Origin of the sequence: Haloarchaeobius salinus, from assembly GCF_024464185.1 — an archaeon.
Lineage (GTDB): Archaea > Halobacteriota > Halobacteria > Halobacteriales > Natrialbaceae > Haloarchaeobius > Haloarchaeobius salinus.
The window spans coordinates 916,471-938,950 of the sequence record NZ_JANHAU010000001.1 but is presented as its reverse complement, the minus strand read 5'-3'; the positions used below and the strand labels follow the sequence as shown (position 1 = coordinate 938,950).

The 22,480-nt window shown below is 70.9% G+C and carries 26 protein-coding genes; 10 read left to right on the top strand and 16 right to left on the bottom strand.

Annotation, left to right across the window (positions count from 1 at the left end):
- Window positions 1-85: 85 nt before the first annotated feature.
- The 3 genes from NO345_RS04765 to NO345_RS04755 all read left to right on the top strand — a co-directional run bounded on the left by NO345_RS04765 (window position 86) and on the right by NO345_RS04755 (window position 4,085).
- Window positions 86-1,315 carry a molybdopterin molybdotransferase MoeA gene (locus NO345_RS04765; RefSeq protein WP_256296971.1) on the top strand — a complete coding sequence of 410 codons (1,230 nt, stop codon included), beginning with the start codon at window positions 86-88 and terminating at the stop codon, window positions 1,313-1,315.
- Complete coding sequence (locus NO345_RS04760; RefSeq protein ID WP_368407844.1) at window positions 1,312-3,219, top strand: molybdopterin biosynthesis protein; 1,908 nt, start codon at window positions 1,312-1,314, stop codon at window positions 3,217-3,219. Before NO345_RS04765 ends, NO345_RS04760 begins: the two co-directional genes overlap by 4 nt.
- 557 nt (window positions 3,220-3,776) lie before the next feature.
- The gene (locus tag NO345_RS04755; RefSeq protein WP_256296969.1) at window positions 3,777-4,085 is read left to right on the top strand and encodes a nickel-binding protein; all 309 of its coding nucleotides are present in this window, start codon (window positions 3,777-3,779) and stop codon (window positions 4,083-4,085) included.
- Between the two features lie 59 nt (window positions 4,086-4,144).
- Here NO345_RS04755 and NO345_RS04750 read toward each other — a convergent pair whose 3' ends face one another.
- Entirely contained in the window at window positions 4,145-4,966 is an 822-nt protein-coding gene (locus NO345_RS04750) for a helix-turn-helix transcriptional regulator (protein WP_256296968.1), read from the bottom strand.
- Window positions 4,967-5,129: 163 nt separating this feature from the next.
- Between NO345_RS04750 and NO345_RS04745 the strand changes: the two genes are divergently transcribed.
- Window positions 5,130-5,456: a DUF8000 family membrane protein gene (locus NO345_RS04745; RefSeq protein WP_256296967.1), complete on the top strand. Its 327-nt coding sequence runs from the start codon at window positions 5,130-5,132 to the stop codon at window positions 5,454-5,456.
- Between the two features lie 16 nt (window positions 5,457-5,472).
- Here the strand turns inward: NO345_RS04745 and NO345_RS04740 are convergent, their stop codons facing one another.
- Entirely contained in the window at window positions 5,473-6,147 is a 675-nt protein-coding gene (locus NO345_RS04740) for an HAD family hydrolase (RefSeq protein ID WP_256296966.1), read from the bottom strand.
- A 137-nt stretch (window positions 6,148-6,284) separates the two neighbouring features.
- On the opposite strand from NO345_RS04740, the gene NO345_RS04735 reads away from it, so the two are divergent.
- Both NO345_RS04735 and NO345_RS04730 read left to right on the top strand, forming a co-directional pair.
- Entirely contained in the window at window positions 6,285-7,259 is a 975-nt protein-coding gene (locus NO345_RS04735; RefSeq protein WP_256296965.1) for a M48 family metalloprotease, read from the top strand.
- A gap of 48 nt (window positions 7,260-7,307) precedes the next feature.
- Entirely contained in the window at window positions 7,308-7,925 is a 618-nt protein-coding gene (locus NO345_RS04730; protein WP_256296964.1) for a universal stress protein, read from the top strand.
- An 18-nt stretch (window positions 7,926-7,943) separates the two neighbouring features.
- Here NO345_RS04730 and lwrS read toward each other — a convergent pair whose 3' ends face one another.
- Together lwrS and NO345_RS04720 are read right to left on the bottom strand one after the other, a co-directional pair.
- Window positions 7,944-8,321: an LWR-salt protein gene (gene lwrS / locus NO345_RS04725; RefSeq protein WP_256296963.1), complete on the bottom strand. Its 378-nt coding sequence runs from the start codon at window positions 8,319-8,321 to the stop codon at window positions 7,944-7,946.
- A 2-nt stretch (window positions 8,322-8,323) separates the two neighbouring features.
- A complete protein-coding gene (locus tag NO345_RS04720) occupies window positions 8,324-8,599 on the bottom strand; it encodes a 4a-hydroxytetrahydrobiopterin dehydratase (RefSeq protein ID WP_256296961.1) in 276 nt (91 codons plus the stop codon).
- 141 nt (window positions 8,600-8,740) lie between these two features.
- On the opposite strand from NO345_RS04720, the gene NO345_RS04715 reads away from it, so the two are divergent.
- Entirely contained in the window at window positions 8,741-9,559 is an 819-nt protein-coding gene (locus NO345_RS04715; protein ID WP_256296959.1) for a hypothetical protein, read from the top strand.
- Window positions 9,560-9,588: 29 nt separating this feature from the next.
- Here NO345_RS04715 and hemA read toward each other — a convergent pair whose 3' ends face one another.
- From hemA to ahbB, 3 genes are all read right to left on the bottom strand, one after another.
- The gene (gene hemA / locus NO345_RS04710; RefSeq protein WP_256296958.1) at window positions 9,589-10,905 is read right to left on the bottom strand and encodes a glutamyl-tRNA reductase; all 1,317 of its coding nucleotides are present in this window, start codon (window positions 10,903-10,905) and stop codon (window positions 9,589-9,591) included.
- On the bottom strand, window positions 10,902-11,570 hold the full coding sequence (locus NO345_RS04705; RefSeq protein ID WP_256296956.1) for a precorrin-2 dehydrogenase/sirohydrochlorin ferrochelatase family protein: 669 nt from the start codon (window positions 11,568-11,570) through the stop codon (window positions 10,902-10,904). The genes hemA and NO345_RS04705 overlap by 4 nt, the downstream gene beginning before the upstream one ends.
- 118 nt (window positions 11,571-11,688) lie before the next feature.
- Entirely contained in the window at window positions 11,689-12,789 is a 1,101-nt protein-coding gene (ahbB, locus tag NO345_RS04700; protein WP_256296954.1) for a siroheme decarboxylase subunit beta, read from the bottom strand.
- 112 nt (window positions 12,790-12,901) lie between these two features.
- Here ahbB and NO345_RS04695 point away from each other — a divergent pair, with 112 nt between their 5' ends.
- A complete protein-coding gene (locus NO345_RS04695; RefSeq protein ID WP_256296952.1) occupies window positions 12,902-13,507 on the top strand; it encodes a GNAT family N-acetyltransferase in 606 nt (201 codons plus the stop codon).
- Window positions 13,508-13,538: 31 nt separating this feature from the next.
- Here the strand turns inward: NO345_RS04695 and NO345_RS04690 are convergent, their stop codons facing one another.
- The 3 genes from NO345_RS04690 to NO345_RS04680 all read right to left on the bottom strand — a co-directional run bounded on the left by NO345_RS04690 (window position 13,539) and on the right by NO345_RS04680 (window position 14,619).
- Window positions 13,539-13,796, bottom strand: a complete 258-nt coding sequence (locus tag NO345_RS04690) for a hypothetical protein (protein ID WP_256296951.1) — start codon at window positions 13,794-13,796, stop codon at window positions 13,539-13,541.
- Between the two features lie 87 nt (window positions 13,797-13,883).
- Complete coding sequence (locus tag NO345_RS04685) at window positions 13,884-14,288, bottom strand: DUF5778 family protein (RefSeq protein WP_256296950.1); 405 nt, start codon at window positions 14,286-14,288, stop codon at window positions 13,884-13,886.
- A 136-nt stretch (window positions 14,289-14,424) separates the two neighbouring features.
- Complete coding sequence (locus tag NO345_RS04680) at window positions 14,425-14,619, bottom strand: cold-shock protein (RefSeq protein WP_256296949.1); 195 nt, start codon at window positions 14,617-14,619, stop codon at window positions 14,425-14,427.
- Window positions 14,620-14,738: 119 nt separating this feature from the next.
- On the opposite strand from NO345_RS04680, the gene uppS reads away from it, so the two are divergent.
- Window positions 14,739-15,662: a polyprenyl diphosphate synthase gene (gene uppS / locus NO345_RS04675; protein WP_256296948.1), complete on the top strand. Its 924-nt coding sequence runs from the start codon at window positions 14,739-14,741 to the stop codon at window positions 15,660-15,662.
- Here the strand turns inward: uppS and NO345_RS04670 are convergent, their stop codons facing one another.
- The 6 genes from NO345_RS04670 to NO345_RS04645 form a co-directional block, all read right to left on the bottom strand.
- A complete protein-coding gene (locus tag NO345_RS04670) occupies window positions 15,663-16,163 on the bottom strand; it encodes a DUF7519 family protein (RefSeq protein ID WP_256296947.1) in 501 nt (166 codons plus the stop codon).
- Complete coding sequence (locus NO345_RS04665) at window positions 16,160-17,413, bottom strand: DUF58 domain-containing protein (protein WP_256296946.1); 1,254 nt, start codon at window positions 17,411-17,413, stop codon at window positions 16,160-16,162. Before NO345_RS04665 ends, NO345_RS04670 begins: the two co-directional genes overlap by 4 nt.
- Complete coding sequence (locus NO345_RS04660) at window positions 17,410-17,982, bottom strand: DUF7269 family protein (RefSeq protein ID WP_256296945.1); 573 nt, start codon at window positions 17,980-17,982, stop codon at window positions 17,410-17,412. Before NO345_RS04660 ends, NO345_RS04665 begins: the two co-directional genes overlap by 4 nt.
- Window positions 17,979-18,815 carry a DUF4129 domain-containing protein gene (locus NO345_RS19765; RefSeq protein WP_256296944.1) on the bottom strand — a complete coding sequence of 279 codons (837 nt, stop codon included), beginning with the start codon at window positions 18,813-18,815 and terminating at the stop codon, window positions 17,979-17,981. Before NO345_RS19765 ends, NO345_RS04660 begins: the two co-directional genes overlap by 4 nt.
- Window positions 18,816-18,929: 114 nt before the next feature.
- Window positions 18,930-19,538: an undecaprenyl diphosphate synthase family protein gene (locus NO345_RS04650; protein ID WP_256296943.1), complete on the bottom strand. Its 609-nt coding sequence runs from the start codon at window positions 19,536-19,538 to the stop codon at window positions 18,930-18,932.
- 52 nt (window positions 19,539-19,590) lie between these two features.
- Entirely contained in the window at window positions 19,591-20,988 is a 1,398-nt protein-coding gene (locus NO345_RS04645) for a PAS domain-containing sensor histidine kinase (protein ID WP_256296942.1), read from the bottom strand.
- 112 nt (window positions 20,989-21,100) lie between these two features.
- Here NO345_RS04645 and NO345_RS04640 point away from each other — a divergent pair, with 112 nt between their 5' ends.
- Window positions 21,101-22,480: a DUF92 domain-containing protein gene (locus tag NO345_RS04640; protein WP_256296940.1), complete on the top strand. Its 1,380-nt coding sequence runs from the start codon at window positions 21,101-21,103 to the stop codon at window positions 22,478-22,480.

Sequence of the window (22,480 nt, the reverse complement as noted above, 5' to 3'; positions counted from 1 at the left end):
TACCGTATAAGGATTGATAGTTCCGGGCCGGCGCGGTGTGGGGCCGTCCCGCACGTTTTTGCCTCCGCCCACGGACTCTGCGAACATGGACGAACGCAGGCGCGAGTCCGGGTTCCGCGAGCGGACTCGCATCGACGACGCGAGGGAGCGCCTCCGCGGGCGGGTGTCGACGGTCGAGCGGACGGAGACGGTCCCGGTGGCCGACGCGGACGGGCGGACGCTGGCCGCCGCCGTGACCGCTCGCCGGGCGGTTCCGGGGGAGTCGCGGGCCTCGGTCGACGGGTTCGCGGTGGCCGCGAGCACGACGTTCGGCGCGAGCGACCGGTCGCCCGCGCTGCTGGATGCCGACGGCGACGTCGGTGACGGCGGACCCACGGGGGGCGCACGCCGTGTGGACGCCGGCGACCCGCTCCCATCGGGCGCGGACGCCGTCGTCCCGGTCGGCGGTGCGGCGCTGGTCGACGACACCGTCGAGGTGTTCGACCCCGTCGCGGTCTGTGACGGCGTCGCGGCCGTCGGCTCGGACGTGGCCGCCGACCAGTCGCTGTACGAGCCGGGACGCCGGCTCCGACCGCCGGATCTCGGACTGCTACGTGCCGCGGGCGTGGAGACGGTGACCGTCAGGGAGCGGCCACGGGTCGCGGTCGTCCCGGTCGGGGACGACCTCGTCGACGACGAGCCCGGTCCCGGCGAGAGCGTCGAGACGGACTCCCTGACCGTCATCCGGCTGGTCGAACGGTGGGGCGGCGTCGCCGAGCGACACGGGCCGGTCGCCGACGACGCGGCGGCCATCGCCGGCGCGCTCCGTGATGCAGCCACCGACGCGGACATCGTCGCGACGACCGGCGGCTCGGGGCTCGGCGAGTCCGACCGCGTGCCCGACGCCCTGGCGAGTGCCGGCTCGCTGTTCGTCCACGGCATCGCGGCGACGCCCGGCGAGTCGCTGGGACTCGGCTCGGTCGACGACACGCCCGTCGTGGTCCTCCCGGGCGGCCCCGCAGCGTGCGTCGTCGGTGCGATGCAGTTCCTCCGGCCCGCCGCGACGTGGGCCGATGGGCGCGAGTACGAGGAGCCGCCGACCGGGCCCGCGATGCTCGCACGGAAGGTCCCCTCCGAGCCGGGCGTCAGGACGTACGTCCGGGTGCGGTTCGACGCGGAGGGTGGCCAGCGCGTCGCGGTTCCAATCAGAACCGACGGCCCGCTGTCGCACTCGTCGGTCGGTCTCGCCGACGGCTGGATCGAGATCCGCGAGGGCATCGAGGGCCTGCCGGAGGGCGACCTCGTCGCCGTCCAGCGCTGGGGGTGGTCGCCGTGAGGAAGGAGTTCCGCGAGCTGGCACCCCCCGAGGCGGCCCACGAGGCCATCGCCAGCCTCGACCTCGAACCCGAACCCGAGACGGTGCCGCTGGGTGAGGCTCGCGGTCGGGTCCTCGCCGAGCGAATCGACGCAGAACGCGACGTGCCCGGCTTCGACCGGGCGAAACTGGACGGCTACGCGCTCCGGGCGAAGGACACCTTCGGCGCGAGCGAGACCGACCCCGCGACGCTGGACCTCGTCGGCCGCGTGGATGCGGGCACCGAACCCGACGTGACCGTCGACGTCGGCGAGTGCGTCGAGATATCGACGGGCGCGGTGATGCCCGACGGCGCGGACGCGATGGTGATGGTCGAGGAGACGGACCTGGTCGAGAACGGCGACGGGAACGAGCACGTGGCGGTCAGGACCAGCGTCACGCCCGGCGGGAACGTCGCCTTCGCGGGCACCGACGTCGCGGCGGGCGAGCGCGCGCTCGGCCCTGGAACGCGAATCACGCCCCGCGAGGTCGGCCTGCTGTCGGCGCTCGGCGTCGACGGGGTGCCGGTGAAGGGGAGGCCGACGGTCGGCATCGTCTCGACCGGCGAGGAGCTGGTCCGGCCCGGCGAGGAGCTCCACGACGAGCGCGGGCAGATCTACGACGTGAACAGCTACAGCGTCGCCGCCGGGGTGGCGGACGCGGGTGGCGAGCCACGGCTCTACCCCCACACCGGCGACGACTACGACGAGATGGAGCGCGTGCTCTCCGAAGCAGCGGACGAGTGCGACCTCGTGCTCTCCTCGGGCAGCACCAGCGCGAGCGCGGTCGACGTGGTGTACCGGGTCGTCGAGGAGCGCGGCGAACTCCTCGTCCACGGCGTCGCCGTCAAGCCGGGCAAGCCGATGCTCGTCGGGAAGCTCGAAGACAGCGCGTACGTCGGGCTCCCGGGCTACCCCGTCTCCGCGCTCACTATCTTCCGGACGTTCGTCGCGCCGGCCATCCGCCGGGCCGCCGGGCTCCCCGAGTCCGCGGCGGCGACGACGACCGGCGAACTCGCCGAACGCGAGCGCCACGCCGAGGGTCGCCACCGGTTCGTCTCCGTCGGCCTCGTCGAGACGGGCGACGGCCGGACGCTCGTCTACCCCGTCGACAAGGGCTCCGGCGCGACGACCAGCCTCGCGGAGGCCGACGGCGTCGTCGAGATGCCCGCCGACGTGACCTACCTCGACGCGGGCGAGACGGTGACAGTGCAACTGTTCTCGCCGGACGTGCGACCCCCGGCCGTCTTCGGCGTCGGCGAGGACGACCCGCTGCTGTCGCTCGCCCTCGACCGCGTCCCGACGGCCCGCTACCTCGGCGTCGGCACCCGGCCGGGGCTCCGACGGCTCCGGGCCGACGTGCCGGACGTGGCCGTCGTCTCCGGTCCCGTGGACATCGACCACGACGGCGAAGAGGACGACCCCGAACTTCTCGCCGACTGGCGGCGCGAGTGGGGACTCGTCGTCCCGCACGGGAACCCCGACGACGTGTCCGGGCTCGCCGATCTCGCCGACCACGACCTCCGGTTCGTCAACCGGACCACGGCGTCGGGACTGCGGACGACGCTGGCGAACGCCCTCGCGGAACTGGCCGACGAGCGCGGCGTCGAACGCCACGACCTCGTCGAGTCCATCGACGGCTTCGACGCCGGCCGGCGGGCGCACGAGAGCCCGGCGCGGGTGGTCAGGTCGGGCGACGCTGACGTGGCGCTCGGGCTCCGGGCGACCGCGGAGACACTCGATATGGGGTTCGTCTCCTGTGGGCACGAGCGGGTGCGCCTGCTCGGGAACCCCGACAGAGTCGAGAAGCAGGGCGTGCGGACGCTCGTGGCGGCACTGGATTCGGAGGCCGGGCTGGCCGATGGGTTGGCGGGGTACTCGCAGTAGCGTATCCGTTCCGGACCGTTCAGCCGGCTCTCCGGAGCTGAGATGTCGCCGAGCTAGCTATTTACGCATCGGGTATCGATTGTGTTGTACTGATGTGAGATGGTCAACAGTCCGAAGGAGATGCTCCCGGTAATCGCGTTGTTCAGCGTAATCGGCGGTGCGTTGCATTTCTCCGGACAACTCACGGTGCAGCGAGCGGGGGAGTTGGCGGCGGGGAACCCGCTCCTCGCTGCGGGATTCGGACTGTCGATCCTGTTCTTCGTCCTGTTCGGGAAACCCGGGAGCGGGAGCGATCACGGGCCCTAGTGACCGGCACCCGAGCAACGTACTCCCGCCTTCGACGGATACATCGATGTCTCGCCGGCGGATGGAGAGATTGCGTACGTTCAGGCGATGAGTCTGACGCGTCTCACCGCGTGGAACTGTTCCAGTCTGTGGGAGAATCCCGACGAGTAGGTACAACTCCACCCCCGTCGTAAAAGTACCATGTCTCCTCGAGACCAGACGACGGTCGACGGCGACGTGTCGAGATCGACAGCGGAACAGGGAGGGGCGTCATGACCGACCCGGAGCTGGCCGACTTCCTCATCCTGCGCATCCTGGACGAACCGGTCACCCACGCCGAACGCGAACGGGCGAGCGAACGGTCGGTCGCGGCAGTCGAGACCGCACGGGACGAGGGCACCGCCATCGACTGGGTCCGGTCGGAGATAATGACGAACGAGGACGACGAAGTCACTGGCACCCTCTGTCATTTCAGGGCCGAAACGGAGGACGCAATCTACGAGCACGCGGACTGCGCCGGGCTCCCGGTAACCCGAATCGAACGACGAGGCCAGCCGGTCGACGGGCCACAGCAGAGCTGAACGGCCGCCATCGTCGACAGGCGCTTTCGACTGGTGACCCACGGCACGCAGCTCACTGATTACAGGTCGTGGCGTTCGATTGCCTCCTGCAGTGCCTTCGGGTTGAACCGTCGCAACGGAACCGACTCGTCCCAGTAGGTCTCGAAGAGCGTTTCAGCCCAGTCGCGCGCTTCGCTGGCGTCGGTGTCGACGAACGCACGGGGGACGTTCGTCTCATCGTCCCGAACACCGATTCCGACCCGGTTGTCGAGGATGGCGAGTCCGAACGGGAGATCGTCGAACAGCTTCATCGTGAGGTGCTCACTCGCACAGAGCTCCACACACCTCCTCGGATAGTGTTCCATGATGTCGTTCGCGACGTCCGGACGCTCGATGACCTCCGTATGCAGACCATCGAGAATCCTCCCGTGGACCTCGTCGATGTACGTCGGCGCGACTGCGTACGAATCCATCATGCGCAACGAGTCGGTCTCCCGGACCAGTGAGACGAACCGCGCCAGCGGCCCGAACGGGTCGCCCTGGTCGGTCGTCGTGACGGTTGCGTCGGCGAAGATGTCGGTTGGGCACGTGGGTAGGCTGTCGGAAACGGCGTCGAACACCGGGGCGAGCCGAACGGTCGTCTGCATGTCCGTCTCGAACGTTGCGACGACATCCGCGAGTGCCCGCCCGAACTCGGTCAGCCTGTATTCGCCATCTGACTTCTCGAGGACCCCCCGGTCAGTGAGTGAGGTCGTGTTCCGGTGTCTCGTCGATCTCGAGATCCCGAGGCGGTGCTCGAGGTCACGGGGAGTCATCGATCCCTCCCTGAGAGCTGCGAGCATCGGCGCTCGTTTGACGACTTCGAGGAGGAACTCGCGGTCGACGGTTTCGTCGCCCTCCATACACCTTGTTCAGTGTCGAACTATAATAATCAGTACTGACGTCGTCCCGTGCGCCGGCGCGACCAGCCTGACCGGCACGATTGGTCCGTGTCCGGGAGTCCGACGACCGAACCCACAGCTGGTAAAACATTATCACTTCCCGAGACGAATCACCGACAGGACGATGGCCGACTCGTTCGACATCTCCGGCGACTGGGTCAGACGTGTCCTGTTCGCGGTCACCGTGGGAGGGCTCTTCCTGGTCGTGGTCCTTCCGGCGCTCCAGGTCGGCGGTCTCGTCGGCGTCGCGGTCGCTGTCCTCCTCTCGATGCTCGCGACCGTGGTGGCAGTCGGCGTCTGGCTGAGCCTGACCGGCAGGGCTGTCGGCCCGGTGATGGGGACGCCCTGGGACATCACGGACGACCCGTACGCGTTCCCCGGGCAGCGGGCCAAGGAGCGGTGGCTGCGGGCGGTGCAACGGCTCCCGGACGGCGAAGAGGAGGAGGACTGATTCTGCGCGCGGTCGCTCAGTACCGGTCGTCGGTCCACAGCTCGGCGAACGTCTCGACGCGGTGGTCGCCCATCACGCAGTGGCCGCGGAACTCGTGGCCGTGGCGCTCGACGTGGATGGCGTCGAGGCCGGCGTTCCAGGCCGCGCCGACGTCGCCGCTGCCGTCGCCGGCGAGGACGCCCCTGCCCCCGGTCGCGACGCCACCGTCGGTGGCGACCGGCGGCCTCGCGACGCCCATGTCCCGGAGCGCGTGGTAGACGGGTGTCGGGTCGGGCTTCCAGCCGGTGTCGTCGGTGCAGCAGACGATGGAATCGAACCAGTCGCGGATGCCGACGTGGTCGATGACGGGGTCGGCGAGGAACTGCTGGCAGTGCGTGACGAGCCCGACTGGACAGTCGAGGTCGCCAACGAACGCTGCGTCGGGGTGGAGGAATGTGTTCTCGGCGCGGACCTGGGGGTCCTCGACGGCGTGGAAGGCGGGCCAGAACTCGGCGGGGTCGACGCCCCACGCGCGGAGCTGGTCGTCGCGCTTGCCGGTGAGGCCGTGCCAGAGGGTATGGGCCTCCTGGTCGGTGAACCGGCGGCCGAGACGGTCGCCGACGCGGTCGAACACCTCGCGGGTGTAGGACCAGTCCACGTCGACGAGGGTCCCGTCGAGGTCCAGCAGCCAGTAGTCGTACTCGGGCGGCATCGGACTCAGAACTAGGACGGTTCGCCGTAAGTGTCTTCCGGGGATGTGTGACGGTGTGTCGGGACCGACGACCGTCGACCCGGGCCGGCCGGCCGCGTTCCACAACGATTTTGCTCCAGGACCCGACAGGTTCGGGCGTGTCCCTCCAGCTCCGCCTCCGGATGGTCGTCGCGGCGACCGGGCTCGCGGTCACGACGCTCGCGCTCTGTGCGACGCTGTTCGCGGCCGTCTTCGCCGTCCTCCGGCTGGTCGGCGTCGCGCCCGTCGCGTCCGGCACGCTCGCGGCCATCCTCGTGCTCGCCCCGGCGGCGTACGCCGTCGGCACCGAACTCCGGTCGTCGCCGCTGTCGACGTTCGACGCGCCCGTCACCGACTCGCCACCGGAGGTCGACGCGCTCGTGTCCCGTACCAGCTCGCAGCTCGCCGTGCCGACGCCGGCAGTCCGCCTGCTCGACACCGATGCGCCGGTCGCGCTGGTGACGGGGCTCCGACCGTCGTCGACGACGCTCGTCGTCTCGACGGGAACGCTCGACGCGCTCGACGACGACGAGCTCCGCGCCGTCGTCGCCCACGAACTCGCCCACGTCGCCAACCGCGACGTGGCGGTGACGAGCGCCTGCGCGGTGCCGGTGTTCGTCGCGGACGACCTGTTCGGCTGGGGGCTCTCGACGCTCGGGGACGAGCCCGGAACGGCTGCACACCCCCTCAGCGCCGTCGCGTTGCTGTTCAGTCTCGCCGTCGGTGGTGCCTTCCTCGCGGTCGGGAGGGGGCTGCTCGTGCTGTTCACCCGCCAGCGCGAGCGCGCCGCCGACCGTGCCGCCGTCGCGCTGACCGGGGACCCCGCCGCACTCGCCAGTGCGCTGACGGCGCTCGACGGCCGGTTCGACGGCTCGCCGGTGACCGACCTCCGTGCGGCCGACGGTGTCGAGGCCTTCTCCATCGTCCCGCCGCCACCCGAGAACCCCGACCCACCCGTGCTGCTCGGTCCCGACGGCGACCGCGAACCCTACGGCTGGACGGTCCGCCGCCGGTTCATCGAGGTGAAGAACCGACTGCCCGACTCGCACCCACCGACTGCGGAGCGCATCGAGACGCTCCGGGACACCAGCTGACGGGAACCGTCGCCCGCGTTTAAGTCACACGACGCTGAAGGGTCACGTATGTACGACACGGTGCTGTTTCCCACCGACGGGAGTGACGCGACGAACCGGGCGCGACGCCACGCCATCGACCTCGCGAGACAGTACGACGCGACCCTGCACGTGCTCTCCGTCGTCACCGAGGACCCCTACCGCGACGAGACCGCGGCGGAGCGGGCGAGCGAGGAGGCCGAGCGGACCGTCGAGACCGTCGCGAACGCCGCCCGGGAGGACGGCGTCGACGTGACGACCGCCGTCCGGCAGGGCGTCCCCCACGAGGCCGTCCTCGACTACGCCGACGAGGCCGCCGCCGACATGATCGTCATGGGGACCCACGGCCGCACCGGCGTCGACCGGGCCATCATCGGGAGCGTCACCGAGCGCGTCGTCCGCACCGCCGACGTGCCCGTCGTCACCATCCGGATGACCGACGAGCCGACCATCCACGACGCCGACGAGGCCGAGGAACTCGCGATAGCGGAGCTGAGCGCCCACGGCTACGACGACCCGACGGTCACCGAGGAGCCGTACCGGACCACCGGCTCGTGGATCGTTCCCGCGAAGGCCGGCGACCGCACGGTCCAGGTCCACATCGACGCCACGTCGGGGTCGGCGCGCATCGCCCGCCTCCGGGACTGAGACAGGAGAGGGCGGTGCTCACAGCTCGTCGACGACGTGGATGGAGCTCCCGAGGTACTTCGAGAGCGCCTCGCTCGTCGACTCGGCGTTGAACAGCGTCAGGTCGGCACCGACCTCGGCCTTCAGTGCGTCGAGGTACGCCCCGTCGGTCCGCAGTTCGCTGAAGGAGGCGTCCTCGACCGGCACGCCGAGTGCGTCGGCGACGAGCTCCCTCGCGTGGGCCGGGTCGTTGAACTCGCCGTGCCAGCAGTGGTCGCGGAAGAACAGCCAGCCGTCGCTGCCGGGCTCGGGTGCCGACCAGCGAACGGTGGTCTCGAACGTCGACGGGTCGACCGACACCCGTCCCTCGGTCGGGGCGAGTCGGAAGCGCACCCGGACGACGTACGCCGCCTGCACCGCTACACTTCCGCGTTGAGGATATCGGCCATCTCGATGTCCTGTTCGGTGATACCACCCGCCTCGTGGCTGGTGAAGCGGACCTCGACCTCCTCGTACCGGATTATCAGCTCCGGATGGTGGAACTGTGCCTCGGCGATCTCGCCCGTCAGCTGCGCGAAGTTGACGCCTTTCATGTAGTCGTCGAACTCGAACACCCGGACGATCTCGTCGCCGTCCCGGTCCCAGCCCTCGGGGAGCTGCTCGTCGACCTCGTCGTCGGACAGCACGTCTGCCATACCCGAGCCATTGGCGGGCGTCGGGATAATCGTTGGGGGGAAGGGGACGCCCCGCCGTCGACCTGACGGGACGTTGTATCCACCCATTCGCCAGTCGACACCGCCCCAAAGATTACGGCTCGAACCGTCGACGGTCCGCACGTGCAGTCGCTCTCCAGACGACGGCTCCTCGCGGCCGTCGGCACCGCCGCCATCGGCGGGCTCGCGTCGGGCCGACCGACGCGACAGCCGACGCCACGGCTCGCCGTCGCCGTCCACCCCGACGCCCGGTTCGGCTGGAACGGGACCACCCGGTCCGTCCGCGACGCGGTCCGCGTCGGCGTCGAACAGGTCGCCGCCCGTGCGGAACGGACCCTCGACGTGACGGTCGAGACGGCCGTCACCGAGGGTGAGCCGGTGCCGCCGGACGACGTCTCGACGACCGACCAGCCCGCGCTCTTCGACAGCGTCGAGCGCTGGCTCCGCGACCGGGACGCGTACGACGACGGGACCTGCCACCTCTACCTCCCGCGACTCCCGTTCGACCAGGCGCTCGGCTACGGGGCCGCGAACCGCGACGTGGCAAGCGGCGGGGCCGTCGCGTTCGCGAACCTCGGCGCGACCGAGTTCTGGGACGACCGTGCGGTCTCCGAGAACATGGCGGTCCACGAGTGGCTCCACACCGTCCTCCGGCCCGACGTCGCCGCCGCGGTCAACGGGAGTCGGTGCGAGCACGACCTCGGCGCGGTCGCCCGTCGTGACCTCGAGACGGTCGTCGTGACCCCGCTCGCGACCTCCTACGCCGACACCACGCTCGTCGGCGGGGAGACGCGGTGGCACGGCTCGGGCTGTTACGACCACGGGTCGTTCTCGACCCACGACGGGCGCGAGCTCGAACCCCGGCACTGGACGCACACGTGGCAGCTGAGCGACGCGACGCTCCGGGCGACGACCCGCTACGTGGACGGGTACCTCCGCTGAGAACCCCGGGTCGCGACGGTCGGCCGCCGTCAGTCGTCGTCGGTGACGACACCGGTCGGCATGTCGGCGTCGTCGTCGCCCGCGACCGCACCGACGAAGGCGGGCGGCGAACCGCCGAACTCGGGGTCGAACAGCTGGAGCGCCGTGTTGATGGTCGCCCAGTCGTCCTCGGCGGCGGCGTCGCGCAGGCTCCTCGTCGGTGGCGCGAGCAGCTGGCCGACCAGCGCGTCCGCCATCGACTCGACGACCTCGCGCTCCTCGTCGTCGAGGTCGAGCTTCGAGAGGGCGGTCTCGACCTCCCGGGCCTTCACGCGCTCCGCGGACTCGTACATCGCCGCGATGACCTCGTCGGCGCGCTTTCGCTTGTACTGTTCGAGCAGGAGGTCGAACTCCGTCTCGACCATCGTCTCGACCTCGCCGGCTGCTTCACGGCGCTTCTCCCGCGTCTCGTCGGTGACGTCCTCGAGGTCGTCGAGGTCGTACACGTCGACGGCGTCCAGCTCGCGGGCGGCCGCCTCGACGTCACGGGGCTGTGCGAGGTCGAAGACGGTCCGTTCGCGGCCGTCGTCGAGGTCGGCCCGCGCGATGACCGGTTCGTCGCTGCCCGTCGCCGTGACGACCACGTCGGCGTCCCGCGTCACGCTGTCGACGGCGGCCAACGTGACCGCCTCGGCGTCGACCTCGACCTCGCCCACGAGGTGTTCGGCGTGCGGGAGTGTCCGGTTCGCGACGACGAGCTCGGCGACGCCGCGGTCGGCGAGCGCCCGTGCCGCGAGCGTCGCCATCTCGCCCGCACCGACGACGAGCGCCGTCGACTCGGGGAGGTCGCGCTCGGCGGCGACGAGGTTCGCGGCGGCCGACCCCAGCGAGACGACACCCTCGTTGATGTCGGTCTCGTCGCGGACGCGTTCGCCGACGTGGATCGACTTCAACACGGCGTCGTCGAGCATCGCCCCGAGCCCGTCGACACCACGGGCGTCCTCGTAGGCGGAGCGGATCTGGCCAAGGATCTGGTCCTCGCCGAGGACGATGGACTCGAGGCCGGCCGCGACACGGAGCAGGTGTCGCAGGCTCTCCTCGTGGTCCATCCGGACGACCACGTCGTCGTCCACGCGCTCGGTGTAGGACGCAAGCGCCGCCCGACCGGTCGCCGGGTCGTCGGTGACGACGTACGCCTCCGCACGGTTGCAGGTGTGCAGACAGAACGCCTCGTGGACGCCGTCGCGTGCGGTCAGGTCGGTGACGACCTCGCGCTGGGTGGCTCCGCTGGCCGCCGCGATGTCGTCGACACTGGCGACCGAGTGCGAGACGCGAACGCCTGAGATGACGCCAGAGGCACCTATCATGCTTCGTCGAGTGCGCGGTCGGCAACGACCTCGCGCGCTATCTGCCGGAGGTTGGGGTTTCCTGTACGTAAAGCTGTCCAAACGTCGGGGGACCGAACCACGTCCCGTACCACGGTGCGCCGTCGCTCGGGTTGGATCTCCCGGGCCTGCAGCTCCTCGCGGACGAGCCCGGTCAGCTCGGCCATCGCACCCGAACCCTCGATATCCTCCTCGAGCGTCTCGCGGAGGTGCTTCGACAGCGCCGGTGACGCCCCACCCGTCGAGATGGCGACGACGACGGGGTCGTCACGCACGGTCGCGGGCACGACCACGCTGCCGGGGTCGCGGCCACCGTGCGTGTCGGTCCGGTTCACGAGCACGGTACGGGCCTTCGCGGCGCGCTCGACGGCCGCGTTCAGCTCGCCGTCGTCGGTCGCGGCGACGACGAGTACCGGGTCCAGCCGGTCAAGCCAGTCCCCGACATCGTCGGGTTCGAGCGCCGCGCGGACCTTCTCGGCACCGCCGAAGTCGACGGCCGGGGCGTCCTCGCCCTCGTCGGCGAACGCGGGGCTGACGACGACGACGCGGGCCTCGCGGGCGAACCGCCGGGCCTTGCGCGCGCCGACGCGTCCGCCGCCGACGACGAGGACCGTCGTGTCGGTGAAGTCGTGGAGCAACGGGATCATCGAGGTCGCCTCCGGTGTGGTGGCATCGGCTCTACCGGTGCGAGGGAAGCGACGGACAAAAACTCACTGGAGGGTCCCACCGGGTGGGGACCCACGGCGGTCGTTGCCGCAGTAGCCGTCACTGGGCCTCCACTTCGACGTCCGTGTTCGCGTCCGCCCGCTCCGCGAGCCGGATACCCGTTTTCTTCAGGATGCGCGTCGAGAACAGCGAATCCCAGTCCTCGTCGTCGACGTCCCAGTACTCCGCCATCTTCTCGCGGACCTGCTCGATGCGCTGCTGGCTCTCCGCCTCCGAGCGGCCGTGGGTCATCGCGAAGAAGTTGTACGGCCAGACCCCATCGTGGCGGGGGCGCTCGTAGCAGTGCGTGACGAAGTCGAGACCGGCGACGACGGGGCCGACCTCGTCGACCACGTCGTCGGGCACGTTCCAGACGGTCATCCCGTTCTCCGTGTAGCCGAGCGCGTAGTGGTTCGGGATGACGCCGATGCGCCGTATCTTTCCCTCGCGCTCGAACCGGCGGACCGTCTCGACGACCCAGTCCACGTCCTCGTCGAGCGTCTCCGCGACATCGAGGTACGGCGTCGCCGTCACGGGGAACCCGTCCTGTATCTCGAGGACGAGGTCGCGCTCGCGGGGCGTCAGCGTCTTCCGACCGGAGGGCTCGACGCTCGGCCCGAGCCCGGTGAGGTCGAGGTCGCCGTCCGCGACGGGGCCGTCGAGGTAGAACTTCGCCTCGACGCGGAACTCCTGCTGTTTCGGCAGGTTGTACGTCTCCTGTCCCGTCTCCGCCTCGATCTCCGCGAGGACGGACTCGACGCGCTCCGCAGCGGTCTCGTCCTCGCCGTCGGCGACCGAGAGCACGAACCACATGTTGAGGTGGGGATGCTCTCGCTCGTAGTTGTGTGCGACCTCGCGGTGCGCGTTGACCTGCTCGGCGACCTCGTCGAACCGGTCCTCGGGGGCGTGCATCGCGACGAGCGTCGCGGTACCGCCGATCTCCTGTGCGTTGACGAGCGGCCCGAACCGGCTCAGGACCCCCTCGTCGTCGAGCGTCCGGACGCGCTCGACCAGCTCGTCGGCGCTCACCTGGACGCCTCGGTCCCGGAGTGCGGCCGCCGCCGGTTCGAACGGTCGGCGGACCACCGGGAACCCTCCCTGGAAGGCGTTGACGACGGCGCGGTCGGTTCTGTCCAGCTCGTACTCCACGGCCCGTCCCATACCCCGTCTGGGGTTCGTGGGCGTAAAAACGACGCGCTCTCCGCGTTCGCGTCCCCGGACCGGCTCACACACCACCACAACGCACTTGCCGGCCTCCCGAGAGACGAGGACGATGGCGACCATCAGAACCGCGACCGTGGCCGACCTCGACGCGATGCGCACCTTCGAGCGCGAGTTCGTCGGCCACGACGTGTCCCGGGAGACGTTCCGCGAGCGGTTCGAGCGCGTCCCGGAACTGTTCGTGCTCGCCGAGGCCGACGGCGGGCGGGCCGGCTCCGGTGACGGCACCCTCCTCGGGGCCGCATCGGGCTACGCGAACGGCCCGGAGGTCGACGACGACGCCGCCGTCCTCGCGGCCATCGGCGTCAGGAACGGCCACGAGGGGAACGGCCTCGGGCGGGAACTGCTGAGCGCGTTCGAGGAGGGAGCACGGGTGCACGCCGACGTGGTCAGCGTCGCCTCGGCCGACAACGTCGAGGGGTTCTACCGCGCCTGCGGCTACGAGCCGTCGCTGATTCTGGTGCAGGTCGCCGGGGACGAGTTGCCCGCCGACCACGCCAGCCGCGTCGACCTCGTCGACGAGCGGAGCGAGGACGGCACCCGGTTCTGCTACGTCGGCTTCGACGAGTACCGGCCGTCGGTCCGGGTCGACGCTCGCGACCGACTCGGCGGCTTCGCGGCGAACACGATATTCAGGAAGAGACTCGACCGCGACTGAGACTCCCGCGACGACTGCGTGGCCGCGCTCCTCACAGCACCGTCCGGTGGTACGCGTAGCCCCAGACGAACGCGAGGCCGGCGACGACGGCCGCCGACAGGACCAGCGTCACCGTCTCGGCCGTCGCGTCGATGTCCGGATGGGCGGCGACGGTCCCCGCCGCGTCCGCGACCACCGTTGCGAGGTCGCCCGCGTCGACGTAGCGCTTCAGGAAGTCCTTCAGGTACGTTCCACCGACCATCATCACGAACGCGGCGACCGCGTGTGATGCCCCCGTGCGTTTCGGCATGAATGGCATCTCGCTGTCACGAGACAAATACGTGGGGGCCGGCGCCCCGCTGGAACAGACGACCAGCCGTCCGTCCCGGCCGTCTCGTCAGTCGCCGCGGACGCCCGTCACGTCGTAGCCGAGGTCCTCGATGCCCGCGACGATGGCCTCGTGGTCGGCGGCCGCCTCGTAGTAGATGACAACGTCGAAGCTCCCCTGTCGGAGGAGCTGCTGGCACTCCCAGACGAACTCCTCGCCGTCGATGGTGAGCCCCTGATGCTGGTTCGAGGAGAAGTCGGGGTCGTCGTTGCCGGAGTGGACGTAGACGTCCTTCGGGTCGTGGCCCGCGTGCTCGGCGATGATGTCGCCCGCGTCGAGCGTCGCCTGCATCATCTCGAGGTCCTCCTGGCCCGAGTAGTCCGTGTGGACGATGACGCCGTTGAGGTCGATGTCGCCGGGTTCGAGCAGCGCCTTCGTCCGTTTCACGAGATCGTCGTCGACGGTGTCGCTCATTGCTCGACCCGTCGTCCCGCCCACTCAAATCGCTCACGGTCCGGCCGCGCCGCTGGCCGTGCGGAAAATATGGGTGTGACACGGGAAAGACGGCACGCCGTCCGCCCGGAAGCCGCTCGCCTGTGGGAGTGACGGCCTACAGTCGCGTGAGGTTCTGCGCCCGCGGCCCGTCGTCGGTGTCGACGATCTCGAACTCGACCTCCTGGCCCTCCTCCAGGTCGTCGCCGCCGACGTCCTCCATGTGGAAGAACACGTCCTCGTCGTGGTCCTCCGTCGCGATGAAGCCGTAACCACCCGATTCCTTGAAGAAATCGACAGTACCTGTTGCCATTCCACGTGGAATCACGACGGCATCGAATAAAAAGGTGTGTGGCGTGCTCGCTCGGCACGCGGACGATCCACCAGTTCGACAACACAAGACCCATTAGCCGCTCCGTCGAAGAACCGGTGATGCGAGCGTGGGTCCGGCAGCGGTGGCGGTCGACGTACGAGCAGCTGTTGAAGCGGGAGATATCGGGCTCGCCGACCCACGTCGCCGTCATCCAGGACGGGAACCGCCGGTACGCCCGACAGCGCGGCGACGACGCCCCCGACGGGCACAAGGCGGGCGCGAAGACCAGCGAGGAGATCCTGCAGTGGTGCCGCGACGTGGGCGTCGAGGAGCTGACGCTGTACACGTTCTCGACGGAGAACTTCGAGCGGCCACAGGAGGAGCTCGACCCGCTGTTCGACCTGATGGCGGAGAAGCTGCGGGACTTCGCGGACCACGACCAGATCCACGAGCACGAGGTCGCCATCCGCGTCATCGGTGACGCCGAGATGCTCCCAGAGCGGGTCCGGTCGGCCGTCCGCCACGCCGAGGAGCAGACCCGGGGCTACGACGAGTTCGTGCTCAACATCGCGCTGGCCTACGGCGGCCGGAACGAACTGCTCACCGCCGCCCGGGAGATCGCCCGTGCCGTGGACGAGGGCGAACTCGCCGCCGAGGACGTCGACGTCGGGACCGTCGAGGACCGGCTCTACGGCCAGTCGGTTCGGGACGTGGACCTCATCATCCGGACCGGCGGGGCCGAGCGCACCTCGAACTTCCTGCCGTGGCACGCCAACGGGAACGAGGCCGCCGTCTTCTTCTGTGCGCCGTACTGGCCGGAGTTCTCGAAGGTGGACTTCCTCCGGGCCATCCGGACCTACGAGAACCGCGAGCAGTCCTGGCGGCGCACCCGTGCCCGCCGGGCGCTCGCGCTCGTGAAGGCGTTCGGCACCACGGAGCTCGCCGAGGCGACCAGCGTCGTCCGGAAGTTCCGCGACTCGCTCTCGGGCAGCGAGCACGACGAGGCCTCCCGGGTCGCCGAGGAGACGACGACGGCGGACTGACTACCTGAGTGCGGCCGCCGACAGCAGTGCCCCGACGAGCAGCAACGCGGCCGCGGCCGCCGGAGCCTCCCCGGAGCCGACGCGGTAGGCACCGTAGCCGAGTCCCGCTACGACCGCCCCGGCGAGGAGCGTGGTGCCCGTCCGCCGGAGGACCAGCCCCGCCGTCGCGGCATCGGACACCTGCGCGTCGAGGGCGACCGCCCGTTCCGCGCCGTCGGCGGCGACCAGCGCGGCGACGGTGCCGCCGAGGACGGCCGGAATCGGGAGACCGCCGTACGCGCCGTATGCGACCGCACCGACCAGCAGCGCGGCCCCGGCGAGCCGCGTCCGGCGGCCGTCGTGGACGGTGCCGGCCCCGAGTGCGGCGGTCCCGGCGACCGCGACGACGGTGCCGGGGACCGTCACGGCGGCGACGAACGTCGCGGCGAGGGCGGCGAGGAGTGCGACGAGGACCGCGGGCGTCCCCCCGGAGGCGAGCACGGTCCATTCTCGCTCCGTCATCGCGACCACCCCGTCCGTGCGAACGCCTCGCGGGCGTCGCCCTCGGTCCAGTCGAGCACGGGAATCCCGGCCCGCCGCAGCTCGCGGACCCGTGCGACGCGCTCCAGGTGGGCGAGCTGGTTGCCGGGGCCGTCCGTCGTCGTCGGGTCCGGGCTCACGACGGAGACGGGCGTCCCGCCCGCGTCGAGCCGCCGGGCCAGCGTCGCCACCTCGTCGTCACAGAGCGGCGTCAGCAGGCAGACCTGCGCGTCGGCCGGTGCGCGCGTCCGGAGCGTCGACGCCACCGATCCGAGGTCGGGGTCCGGATCCTCCGGCGGCGCGACCAGTGCGGGGTCGGTGTCGAGTTCGCGCCGGAGCTTCGCGCGATGGCTCCGTCCGGACCCCGGCGGCGTCCACGACACGCCCGACCCGAGCACCGCGAGCCCGACCTGCGCGTCCGCCAGTCCGGTGACGAGCGTCCGGGCGGCGTCGACCGCGTGGTCCCGTGCCGGTGTCGCGTCGGCCGCTCGCGCCACGTACGCGTCCGACCGGGCGTCGACGACCAGCACCACGGTCGGGGCGCGCTCCGCCCGGAACGTCACCGTCGAGAGGTCGCCGGTCCGGGCGAGGCGCGACCAGTCGACCCGGGCGAGCGGGTCGCCGCGGCGGTACTCGCGGACCGAGTGGAACGCGAGGCCCTCGCCGGACTCGGTGCTGGTCAGCGGCCCCGGTGGACCACCCCTCGGCGGCCGGAGCGCCACGGGTTCAGCGTCCGGCAGGGGCCGCGAGCTCCCGAGTCGGTCCGCACCGGCGTCGACCCGCGAATCGAGTTCGACGCGACCGGCCCGGTCCGCCAGCACGACGAACGGCTTCTCGAACCGGCGGGTTGATTCGGGCAACTCGACCCGGTAGCGCAGCGTCCGGGAGCCCCCGGCCGGCAGCGAGCACGCCAGCTCCGGCGTCCCGTCGACCACGGTGCAGTCCGCCGGGACCCCGTCGACGACGCGCACGTCCGAAAGGGGTGCGTCGCCGTCGTTCGCGACCCGGAGCGAGACCGCGACGGTGCCGTCGTCGCGCTCCTCGAACCGACGCTCGCAGGCGAGGGTCGGGAGCGGCCCCGGCGATGCGCGAGCGAACGCCGCGACGCCGACGCAGACGACCGCACAGAGCACGACCGCCGGGTTCGACGAGACGACGCCGACGGGTGCGAGCACCAGCGCGACGGGGACGAGCCAGCGCCAGCGGTCCGTCGCCGTCCGGTGCCAGCTCATCGCTCACCTCCCGCGAGCGCCGCGAGCTCGGCGAGCGCGTGCCGGGCGCGCCGACGCAGCGGCGGCTCGCCGGTCCAGAGCGTCCGGAGCCGGTCCCGTGCCGTCCACTCGGGGTCGACGCCCTCGACGAACAGCGCGGCGGCGACGGGGTCCTCGGTCCACGAGCCGGCCGCCAGCCGTCGGCGTGCCTCGTCCGGTGTGCAGTCGTAGCGGGCGACGAGGGTGTCGACCGCGACGGCGGTGAGTCGCTCGTACACGGCCCCCCGGTCGTCGTCACCGCGGACGCGGCCCGCCGCGGTCACGCCGGCGAGCAGGTCGTCGGCGTCCCGTCCGGGGACGCGTGGCCCGGTCCGGTCCGGGGCGGTCGGCCGGTCGACCGACCGTGCCGCGTCCTGCCGGCTGTAGACGACCGCCAGCGCGACCGCCACGAGGCTCCCCGCGACGAGGACGACCAGGGCGACGGCGTCGTCGACGACCAGACCGGGCACGACGGTCCCGAGCAGTCCCGCGCCGACGAGCGCGAGCCCGACCGCGAGCAGGAGTCGTCGTGGGTCCGGAAGCCGACTCATCGGTCCACCTCGTCGGGAGCGTCGCGAGCGTCGGGCGGGTCCGGAGCGTCTGCACCTGCGACCCGGTCGGCGAGCCGTCGGGCCTCGTCGGCGTGCTCGTCGGACCGGCGGCGGCCGTAGCGCACCGCCTGGAACAGCCGCGTCAGCCGGTCGACGGCGTCCGGGTCGCGACCGTCGGCCTTCGCCCTCTCGGCGAACTCGTCCGGCGTTCGGGCGCCCGGTGACGGCGGCTGCAGGTCGGCGACCATCCGCTGCCAGGCACGTCGGACCGGGTCGGTGGCGGGGACGCTGGCCGGATGGCGTGCCGTCATGCGGTCGTGGTCGTCATCAGGGCGTCCCGCCGCCCCGTCGCCCGATGGCTCGGGCGCGGAGGCCAGCACGTCGAACCGCCAGAGCACCCCTGCACCGGCGAGGAACAGTCCGAGCAGCAGGCCGACGCCCGCGACCCCGAGCGTGTCGCTCGTCGCGAACGCGGGCACCGAGACGGTCGCACTCGGTCGGTACAGCAGGTAGCCGGCCGTCCCGACGACAGCCGCACCTGCCGTGAGGACGACCACCCTTCGGTAGCCGGGGAACAGCACGTAGCAGCAGACCAGCGCGGTCGCGAGCAGCGCGGCGAGCAGTCGGAGGTACGTCTCCTGCCCGATGGTCTCCCCGCCGGTCGCCGCGCTCGAGGGTGCCGAGCTCCCGTTCTCCGGGTCCTCGGGCGTCCTGACCCCGTCCCCGTCGGGAGCGAGGTCGGCCGAGAGCCCGCCCAGCGAGCCGGCGGCCACCCCCAGCGCGACGGTGACCAGCAGCGCTATCGCGACCGTCTGGAGGGCGAATCGCGTCACGGTCGACCCGAGGAGGCGGACCGCCCTAAAACACACTCTCGTTTTCCGACTCTGAACATCCGGTGGCTCGACGGTCCCCGTCGCCGGGCGACGGCGGTTCGGGGTGACTCCCGGCTACCGTCCGAACCTGCGCTGGCGGTTCTGGTACTCCCGGATGGCCCGGTAGAAGTCCCGGTCGCGGAAGTCCCGCCAGTTGAGGTCCGTGAAGTAGAGCTCCGAGTAGACGGACTGCCAGATCATGAAGTCCGAGAGCCGTTCGGCCCCGGTCTTGATGACCAGGTCGGGCTCGGCGGGGAACACGAGCCGGCGCTCGATCTCGTCCTCGTCGACCGCGTCGGGCTCGAGCTCGCCGCGCGAGACCTCCTTCGCGACGCCCTGGACGGCCGCGGTGAACTCGTGTTTCCCGCCGAGGCCGATGCTCACCTGGATGGGGGCGTCGGCTCGCTCGTCGTCGTCCGGGCCTCGAACCGCGACCGGGCGGGGCGCGTCGAGGTCGTCGAACTGCCGGGCGAGCGTCGGCGCGGCCGCCTCGTCGAGGACGCTGACGTAGACCGTGATGCGGTCGGCCCCCACCTCGAAGGCGAGCTCGAAGAACCGCGAGAGCGTCCCGTACGCACCCTGTTCCAGCAGGTCGCGCTCGGTGATGACCAGCGCGACGTGTGCCGGCGGCTCCGCCTCGTCCCGACGGATGCGGTACGCGAGGTAGCGGTCGTACAGTCCCACGCCACCCCGTTTCACACGGCGGGGCCTGAAGCTGTCGACTCGTCGTGGCGGCTCAGTCGGCCGCGCGGTCGAACGTGAGCCTGACGCGGTTGCCCGCCGACGGCGGCGTCTCGAACTCGATGTCGCCGTCGGAGAGCTCGACGAGCCAGTAGACGAGCCAGAGCCCGACCCCGCTGCTGTGGTAGAGGTCGTCCATCTCGTGGTCGCCCGTGATGACGCGGTACTCGTACTCCGGGATCGGCTCGCAGTCGTCGACGACCTCGACGGTGACGGTCTCCGCGGTCGTCCGACAGACGAGCCGGAGCATCGGCGTCTCCTCGCTCGCGTGGACGATGGCGTTCTCGGCGAGTTCGCCGATGGCGCTCTCGATGTTGGTGAGTGCGAACGCCGATGCCGTCTCGGGGACATCGACCTCGATGTCGGCCCCCGGATACCGCTCCCGCATCGCTCGACCGACCCGCGTGACGGCACTCGAGAGGTCGACCGCCTCCGGGGTTCCGGGGCTCGTGAGGAGCTCGATGATCTCCCGCTGCTTCTCCGCGGTCATGATGAGCTGTGCGGCGGTGTCGCGGATCACCCGCGTCCGGCCGGCCATCTCGGGCGGACCGTCCGCCTCGATGTGCTCGGCCTCACCGATGACGACGTTCATGTCGTTCCGGATGTTGTGCCGGAGGAGCTTGTCCATCACCACGAGCTGCTGTTCGCGCCGGCGTCGGTCCGTCACGTCGCGACTGAAGCCGACGATGCGTTCGACCTCGCCATCGACGACGATCGGCTCGGCCTGCACCCACACCCAGCGGCGGTACTCGGTGTCGGGATTCACCCGGTACTCCATGTCCGCGGGCTCCCCGTTCGAGAGCCGGCGCATCTCCGCTTCGACGACCGCGGTGTCGTCCGGATGGACCGCGTCGAGGAAGCTCCGTGGATCGTCGTACAGCGCCTCGATGGACGGGCCGTAGACCTCCTCGTAGGCGGGGTTGACGAAGAGGCACTCCGACCAGTCCGCGCTGAACATCCACAGCACGTCGCTCGTCTTGGCGGCGATCTCCTGCAGACGGGTCTCCGTCGTCTCCCGCTCCCGCTGTGCGGCCACCCGGTCGGTCACGTCGTAGGAGCTGACGACGTAGCCGTCCACGTCGGCCTCCGCGATCTCGGTGAGGCGGCTCTGCAGCCAGACCCAGTCGTCGTCCGCCGTCCGGTACCGGTACTCGATGACCGACGCCGCGTCGGGGTCGTCCGCGACGACGGCCGCGAACGCAGCCGTCACACGCTCGCGGTCCTCGGGGTGGACGTAGGCGAACGCGTTGGTCCCGACGAGCGCCTCCGGCTCGCACCCCATGATCCGCTCTGCGGCGGCGTTGACGTACGTTATCGTCCCCTCCTCGTCGACGATGGCGAGTTTCGCCTGCGTGTAGTCGAGGAGCACGGACGTGTCCGGCGGAGAGACCATCCCCTTCGGAGGAGACGTTCGAGCGGTATAGAGTCTGTGGCGGTTCATCGGAGCAGGTCACAAGGCGGGCGTTCGGAAACGGTAAGTAACCCCCGGGAAAAGAAGCGCCCGCGTGACTTCCCCAGTTCGACGTGCGGGTGCATTCGCGGCGGTCGGCTCGCTGGTGCTGCTCCTCCCAGCGGTCGGGCCGGAGGCGGCGATGACGGTCGCCGCAGCCGTGCTCGTCGGTGCCGCCGTCGTGACGGACGGCCCCCTCTTCGAACTGTTCGCCCGCCCCGGCGACCGCAAGGAACGCCGCCTGTTCGGCCTCATCGGCTTCGGGCTCGCGGTCGTCGGCCTCGGACTGCTGACGGTGACCGACCTCGTCGGAACCGGTCGGATTCCGCCGCTCCAGGTCGACGTGTTCGTCGGCTCCGTCCTCCTGCTCGTCTACGGGAACCTCGTCTCCGAACTGGTCAAGACCCGCTACCCGTACCCGTTCCACGTCAGCACCGGCTTCGTCGCCGGCGGTGTCGCGGCGGGCATCACGGGCCAGCTGGTGGCCCGCACGCTGCTCGACCAGCCCATCGCGGGGACGCTCCCGAAGGTCGTGTTCCTGGCCGTCAGCGGCGCGTTCCTCGGTGCACTGCTGCGCGCCGCACTGTTCGAGCGCGACGACCCGCTGGTGCTGTTCTCCGTCGGCCTGCTGCTCTGGCTGCTGTTCGAGCTCGCACCGGCGGTCCACACGGAGGAGATCGCGGCCGCGGTCGGCGTCACACTCGTCCTCGGCTACCTCTCCTTCGCGCTCCAGACCGCCTCCGTCGAGGGGATGCTGACGGGCGTCCTGCTCTCCATCCTCACCATCGTCCTCGGCGGCGTCGGCTGGTTCGCGGTCCTCATCTCCTTCTTCGCCATCGGCGCACTCTCGACGAAGTACCGCTACGACACGAAGGAAGCCCGTGGCATCGCCGAGGACAACGAGGGGGCGCGGGGCACCGGGAACGTCCTCGGCAACGCCGCCGTCGCCATCGTCGCCGTGCTGGGCTTCGCCGCCGCCGAACCAGGCGTGGCGCTGCTGCGCGTCGACGGCACCATCTTCCTGTTCGCGTTCACGGGCTCCATCGCCACCGCACTCAGCGACACCCTCTCCAGCGAGATCGGCGCGGTGTTCGACTCGCCGCGACTCATCACGACGCTCCAGCCCGTCGAGCCCGGCACCGACGGCGCGGTGACCTGGCAGGGCGAGCTCGCCGGCTTCGTCGGCGCGGCCGTCGTCGCCACCATCGCGTTCCTCGTCTTCCCGGCCGTCGACGCCTCGGCGACGGTCACCACGACCGGCGCGGGCGTCGTGTTCGTCGCCGGCGTCGGCGGCATGACCGTCGACAGCCTGCTCGGAGCCACGCTGGAGGGCGACTTCCTCGGCAACCAGGGCGTGAACTTCTTCGCGACCCTCGCCGGGGCCCTCGTCGCGGTGCTCGTCGCGTTCGTGGCCGGCGGCGCGGCGTTCCCGTGA

Coding starts and splice junctions, on each gene's coding strand:
- NO345_RS04665 (WP_256296946.1), bottom strand. CDS start 17,413: ATGAGCTGGCACCGGACGGCGACGGACCGCTGGCGCTGGCTCGTCCCC.
- NO345_RS04680 (WP_256296949.1), bottom strand. CDS start 14,619: ATGGCAACAGGTACTGTCGATTTCTTCAAGGAATCGGGTGGTTACGGC.
- hemA (WP_256296958.1), bottom strand. CDS start 10,905: ATGATAGGTGCCTCTGGCGTCATCTCAGGCGTTCGCGTCTCGCACTCG.
- NO345_RS04745 (WP_256296967.1), top strand. CDS start 5,130: ATGGCCGACTCGTTCGACATCTCCGGCGACTGGGTCAGACGTGTCCTG.
- NO345_RS04695 (WP_256296952.1), top strand. CDS start 12,902: ATGGCGACCATCAGAACCGCGACCGTGGCCGACCTCGACGCGATGCGC.
- NO345_RS04750 (WP_256296968.1), bottom strand. CDS start 4,966: ATGGAGGGCGACGAAACCGTCGACCGCGAGTTCCTCCTCGAAGTCGTC.
- NO345_RS04720 (WP_256296961.1), bottom strand. CDS start 8,599: ATGGCAGACGTGCTGTCCGACGACGAGGTCGACGAGCAGCTCCCCGAG.
- NO345_RS04755 (WP_256296969.1), top strand. CDS start 3,777: ATGACCGACCCGGAGCTGGCCGACTTCCTCATCCTGCGCATCCTGGAC.
- NO345_RS04765 (WP_256296971.1), top strand. CDS start 86: ATGGACGAACGCAGGCGCGAGTCCGGGTTCCGCGAGCGGACTCGCATC.
- NO345_RS04705 (WP_256296956.1), bottom strand. CDS start 11,570: ATGATCCCGTTGCTCCACGACTTCACCGACACGACGGTCCTCGTCGTC.
- ahbB (WP_256296954.1), bottom strand. CDS start 12,789: ATGGGACGGGCCGTGGAGTACGAGCTGGACAGAACCGACCGCGCCGTC.
- NO345_RS04660 (WP_256296945.1), bottom strand. CDS start 17,982: ATGAGTCGGCTTCCGGACCCACGACGACTCCTGCTCGCGGTCGGGCTC.
- NO345_RS04670 (WP_256296947.1), bottom strand. CDS start 16,163: ATGACGGAGCGAGAATGGACCGTGCTCGCCTCCGGGGGGACGCCCGCG.
- NO345_RS04645 (WP_256296942.1), bottom strand. CDS start 20,988: ATGGTCTCTCCGCCGGACACGTCCGTGCTCCTCGACTACACGCAGGCG.
- NO345_RS04690 (WP_256296951.1), bottom strand. CDS start 13,796: ATGCCGAAACGCACGGGGGCATCACACGCGGTCGCCGCGTTCGTGATG.
- NO345_RS04740 (WP_256296966.1), bottom strand. CDS start 6,147: ATGCCGCCCGAGTACGACTACTGGCTGCTGGACCTCGACGGGACCCTC.
- uppS (WP_256296948.1), top strand. CDS start 14,739: ATGCGAGCGTGGGTCCGGCAGCGGTGGCGGTCGACGTACGAGCAGCTG.
- NO345_RS04685 (WP_256296950.1), bottom strand. CDS start 14,288: ATGAGCGACACCGTCGACGACGATCTCGTGAAACGGACGAAGGCGCTG.
- NO345_RS04730 (WP_256296964.1), top strand. CDS start 7,308: ATGTACGACACGGTGCTGTTTCCCACCGACGGGAGTGACGCGACGAAC.